This is a genomic window from Arenibacter arenosicollis (assembly GCF_014397245.1).
Taxonomy (GTDB): Bacteria; Bacteroidota; Bacteroidia; order Flavobacteriales; family Flavobacteriaceae; genus Arenibacter; species Arenibacter arenosicollis.
In genome coordinates this window covers 1-4,209 of sequence record NZ_JACLHY010000052.1, presented here as the reverse complement: position 1 = coordinate 4,209, position 4,209 = coordinate 1, and the positions used below count along the sequence as shown (strand labels likewise).

Annotated in this window: 4 protein-coding genes; all 4 read right to left on the bottom strand. The window is 42.5% G+C overall.

Translation table 11 applies throughout. The annotated features are described in order from the left end of the window. Positions 1 to 58: 58 nt before the first annotated feature. A complete protein-coding gene (locus tag H4O18_RS21785) occupies positions 59 to 973 on the bottom strand; it encodes an FAD:protein FMN transferase (protein WP_187588622.1) in 915 nt (304 codons plus the stop codon). 124 nt (positions 974 to 1,097) lie between these two features. Further along, a complete protein-coding gene (locus H4O18_RS21780; RefSeq protein ID WP_187588620.1) occupies positions 1,098 to 2,534 on the bottom strand; it encodes a c-type cytochrome domain-containing protein in 1,437 nt (478 codons plus the stop codon). 3 nt (positions 2,535 to 2,537) lie between these two features. Then, a complete protein-coding gene (locus H4O18_RS21775; RefSeq protein WP_187588618.1) occupies positions 2,538 to 3,998 on the bottom strand; it encodes a DUF1501 domain-containing protein in 1,461 nt (486 codons plus the stop codon). A gap of 5 nt (positions 3,999 to 4,003) precedes the next feature. Next, a partial coding sequence (locus tag H4O18_RS21770; RefSeq protein WP_187588616.1) for a hypothetical protein occupies positions 4,004 to 4,209 on the bottom strand: 206 nt, incomplete at its 5' end.

The window sequence follows — 4,209 nt, the reverse complement described above, 5'->3', positions numbered from 1 at the left end:
CCCCTTCCCCTTCTAAGGGGGGGGGGGGGGGGGACCCATAATTACCTACAATCTTATTTCAATCCTCAATTATATAATTTATAAATCCCGAACTTTTCCAATGCTGATATTCACCCGGGACATCCTCAACCATAAACACCTCTAAATTAAGGGTTTCTAGGACAACCGTCTTACCCTCTTTAATACCTAGGACACTTAAAGCAGAGGCGTAGGCATCTGCCATGGTCCCATTGGGGGCAATAGTCGTAACCAGTATGTTGTTGCTTAGCGCCATACCATTTCTTGGGTCAATAATATGGGAATAACGCTTTCCATCGATTACGGCGTACTGGTATAAATCCCCAGAAGTGGCCACCGCCTGATTTTTCAACTTTATTTTTCGAAAAACTTCCACCCCATTATTATCGAAATAACTAAAGCCTAAAACCCAAAACTCCTTATTTGGTGGCGCATCGCTAACGGTAATGTCTCCACCCATATCCACCAAGGCAGCCGTTATACCATGCCTTTTCAACAAGTTGATTGCCTCATCTGCGGCAAACCCCTTGCCAATCCCGCCTACGTCCAATTGTATACCTTCCTTCCCTAGCTTTATTATATTCCCAGCATGGAATTCCACATTGCCATAGCCTATCCTTTTCATGGCGGCCTGTATCTCATCAATTAAGGGAAGTTGGCTGTTTTGTCTTGCCTTTCGCCAAAGTTCAATTAGTGGTCCTAGGGTAATATCGAAGGCTCCCTTGGTCTTTGCGGCATAGTCCACAGAAATTTGTACAAGTTGAAACAGTTCATCGCTAACCGCGACGTTTATAATTGGACTTCTGCTTAGTCTGTTAATCTCACTTTGAGGAAGATAGTTGCTTAAAGTGCCATTCAGTTCGTCTATTCTATTGAATACCAATTGCGCAATGGAATCAGCCTTTACCTCATCGCTGTCCTTATCGTAGAATACCAACCCAATTTGGGTCCCCATTTGCTTATGGGTAAATTGAAACCTAGTCTGCGCGGTTAGCCACGAACAATTGAGAAATAGGCAAATATAAATTGTTAGATGGAAAGCTCTATTCATTATCGGTAATGTAAATCGGCCTACGAAATTACTCTATACTATCTACAATGGTGTCTTTCTCTATAAATTCTGTTTTGAGTTCAGGATCAATTCCGTGGTCTAATAGTAAATTGGGCAATGCTTCTTTTAGCTCGGTAAGTCCTGCCTCAGAAATTTGAGTCTCCCATACATAAAGACTTTGTAGCCTCTTAAAATCCTTTAGAACTACGACACTATTATCGGTTATACCAGTTTCATAGGCCTTTAGCACTCTAAGGTTTTCAAGACCCTTTAATTTATTAAACTCCGTATCGGTGATGGGAGTACGGTCCACTTCCAACCATTCCAAATTTTTGCACATTCCCACCAGTTCCATTTCCTTTTCTCCAAGAGGGATTCCACTTAGATCCAATTCAATGATATTATCCGAAATCCGTTTTAAATCCGTAATATTCTTCGGATCGTAATCTGGCGGCAAAAACACTGATATACTTAACGCCTGCGAATTACTGCTAATCCTTTTTATGGTAATGTAATCCGATGCCAAATTTTGCAAGGTGCTATCCGCTACTTTAGGAAGTTTTGCCCATGAATTCGATGTCCCGGCCTCCATCATTTTTTTGACCATCCCCGCTAGAGGTTCATTGTTATCCAAATCATCTAACCTTAAAGTGTCCGAGGCGCCCAAAGCTATCCAACGTTCCAATATCTGTATTTCGTTGTCGGATAATGGTTTCTTGCCCTCAGGTGGCATATGTTCCTCATCCTCCAAAGGCAAATGTAGTCGTCTAATTAATTCGCTATTCATCGGGTCGCCTATTACCAAAGCAGGTCCACTTTCACCTCCCTTAATTAACTCCCCAAGACTAGTCATTAGAAGCTCTCCTTTAGTCTTGTTGGGATTATGGCAACCGATACAATTGTTATCCAACACCCTATGTACTATATGTTCATATATCAACGGGTTTTCGGGAATTTTTTCCAATTTTTTGCTTTTCGGCAATGCCAGAAAATCCTCCCCATGGGTAATCATCCCACCAAAATGGCCGGTGAACCCAACTAAGAGAATCAATACCACCTGTATACCTTTGACCAAGTATGTTTGCTGTAAGTGATTAGTACTTAACCAATACCACAAAACTGCCAAAATAGCTACGCCTGACCCCATCCATTGGTGCCAAAAAATAAGGTCCCCCTTAGGCACAGTTTCCGTCCCTAAAAAAAATCCAGTAATGGCAGTAACCAAGGCGGAAAGTGTGGCAACAGTAAGTAAAAGTTTAGGGACTATTCTATTAAAAAGACCAATTGCCGCAGCCATTAGCAAAAGTACTATGGGAAAATGCAGAATTAGAGGATGCCAGCGTCCCAACCATGCCACAAGACTTGGGAGATCGATAAAAGATTCGAAAATTAAACAGAATATAAGAAATACAGTAAGACCGAAAATAACATAATCGACCCAAGGAGAACTATTTTTTTGAGCCATATACTATGTTAAAATATCATTTACAACATTACCGGCAACATCCGTGAGCCTAAACCTACGTCCCTGGTATTTATAAATTAATTGTTCGTGATCAAGTCCTAAATTATTCATGATAGTGGCGTGGAAATCGTTGATATGGACCGGGTTTTTCACAATATTATACCCAAATTCATCGGTTTCCCCATAGGTAATACCAGGTTTTATTCCGCCACCGGCCATCCAAATACTAAAGGCACGCGGGTGATGGTCCCTACCGTAATTTTTAGGGTCAAAATTTCCTTGACAATAATTGGTCCTACCAAACTCTCCACCCCAAATAACCAGGGTATCCTCCAACATTCCGCGTTGTTTTAGATCAAGAATAAGGGCTGCAGAAGCCTGATCAACATCCTTGGCCTGTCCTGCCATTTCATTGGGCAGATTGCCGTGCTGATCCCAACCTTGGTGGTATAACTGAATAAAACGTACCCCATTCTCTGCAAGTCTACGGGCCTGCAGACAATTGGCGGCATAGGTACCGGGAACTTGGGAATCTTCCCCATATAATTTTATAATGGACTCCGGTTCTTTCTTAATATCCATAACATCCGGTACGGACATTTGCATCCTATAGGCCATTTCATATTGGGCTATTCTAGATTCAATCTCATCATCCCCTGTTTCCACATGATGTATTTTGTTCAATGAGGATACGTGATCTAATAAATGCCGCTTATCGGAACGTGAAAGTCCATCTGGATCGTTCAAATACAGCACGGGATCCTTACCGGAACGCAACAGCACCCCCTGATGCTTGGAATCCAAGAACCCACTGGACCATAATTTAGAATACAGGCCTTGGCTATTGCCCTTTCCCCTTGAGGTAAGCACCACAAAGGAAGGCAAATTTTGATTTTCACTGCCCAAACCATAACTCATCCAGGAACCCATACTGGGGCGACCGGATTGTTGACTACCCGTCTGAAAAAAGGTAATGGCCGGATCGTGGTTGATAGCCTCGGTGTGCATACTTCTAACAATACATATCTCATCCGCAATTTTCGCAATATGAGGGAAAAATTCGCTTACCCACGCCCCACTTTTACCATGTTGGGCAAACTTGGCGGCCGAAGGCATTAATGGAAATTTATCCTGACCAGAGGTCATACCCGTAAGTCGCTGTCCATTGCGTATAGATTCCGGTAAATCCTCCCCCATACGTTTGGTTAGGGTAGGTTTATAATCGAACGACTCCAATTGTGATGGAGCCCCAGATTGAAACAAATAGATTACCCGTTTGGCCTTTGGGGCAAAATGGGGAATGCCAAGAGGCTGACTGGCCAATGGTCCCTTACCACCTTTAAACAGGTCTGGTATCAACAATGACCCTAAAGCCAAAGAACCTATCCCAACACTTAATTGAGAAAAAAAGTGTCGGCGGTTTACCTTAAGTGGATTTTCAGATTTTGATTTGTCTTCTTCCATAATCATTATTCTTTGGTAATTGTTTCATCAAGATTGTAAATCACCTGGGCCGTTAACATAAGCGCAGCTGTCTTTGCCGGATCGGTATCCAACCTCTTATATTCGCCTTGGGCAATCAATTTTTCGGCATTTTCCTTGTTGTTCAGGAAATTGTCCAGGGCATCGGTATAGTATTCCTCCAAGACCTTTTTTTCTTCCTCCTTGGGGTTCC

Coding starts and splice junctions, on each gene's coding strand:
- H4O18_RS21785 (WP_187588622.1), bottom strand. CDS start 973: ATGGGGACCCAAATTGGGTTGGTATTCTACGATAAGGACAGCGATGAG.
- H4O18_RS21780 (WP_187588620.1), bottom strand. CDS start 2,534: ATGGCTCAAAAAAATAGTTCTCCTTGGGTCGATTATGTTATTTTCGGT.
- H4O18_RS21775 (WP_187588618.1), bottom strand. CDS start 3,998: ATGGAAGAAGACAAATCAAAATCTGAAAATCCACTTAAGGTAAACCGC.